We start from the raw sequence: 881 nt of genomic DNA on the forward strand, positions 1-881 counted from the left end.
AACGTGTTTGTGTTATAGAAAGTTGCGATTTTTGTGCTCGAGGATTTTCCGCAGGAAAATCAGAAGTAACAAAAATTGTAACAAACTTTGATTAAGCTAAAAATAAGCAATTTTTTATACACGGTGTTGGCAGTAGTTTTTTATTATGATATTAGTGATTCGACTAATCCATCTTTGGAAATTTTACCTGATTTCAAAAATTGATGTAGGGCAGATATACAGTACTCAGAATTAATATAATATCTTTTCATTTCTGAGGTATAATTGATGTTATCAGTAAAATATGCCTTTTTACTTGTTTTACTCACATAGATTTCTCCTTTTAATCTATCATTGAAACGAATTTTATAAGTTTCCCATATAGGACCAAAAAAAGCTCTTTTGTTTTTTACTTTTTTAATTTTGTAATTATTACTTATTTGAGCATTTAGACTATTTTGGTTCTGACTCAAGTAATTCTCAATTAAAAATTCATTTATGTCTGATACATTATTAATTTCAAATCCATATTTAGATTCATTAATCAAAAAAACATAATTGTCTTTACTATCCATTTTTAAAGCAAATATGTTTTCGTCTAAAAAACCATGTTTGAATAAATAACTCTCACCATCAATATCAATTAGTAAATTATTTTCTCCAATGTATTCCCAATTTTCTCTTTTAACCTTTCCATTTTTTGAGATTAAAATTTGGTTATTATCCCGAAATATAAAAACATGTTTTGTGTCATTAGATTCATCAATTAAAACCCAATTTTGATTTTTTAATATAGCTAAATCATTAATTTTTTTTGAAAATTGCTGAATTTTTGGAATAATATTTGAAAAGTATGCTTTCAATTTTCTTTGTTTTTTAAATTACTGCCAACGTGTTTGTGT

General features: G+C 25.1%; 1 protein-coding gene. It reads right to left on the minus strand.

Annotated features, from left to right (window positions below; genetic code table 11):
- Positions 1-143: 143 nt before the first annotated feature.
- Positions 144-842, minus strand: a complete 699-nt coding sequence (locus tag MPF13_RS15450) for a hypothetical protein (RefSeq protein WP_249983663.1) — start codon at positions 840-842, stop codon at positions 144-146.
- Between the last annotated feature and the right edge of the window lie 39 nt (positions 843-881).

The organism is Polaribacter sp. Z022 (genome assembly GCF_023555495.1).
Classification (GTDB): Bacteria; Bacteroidota; Bacteroidia; order Flavobacteriales; family Flavobacteriaceae; genus Polaribacter.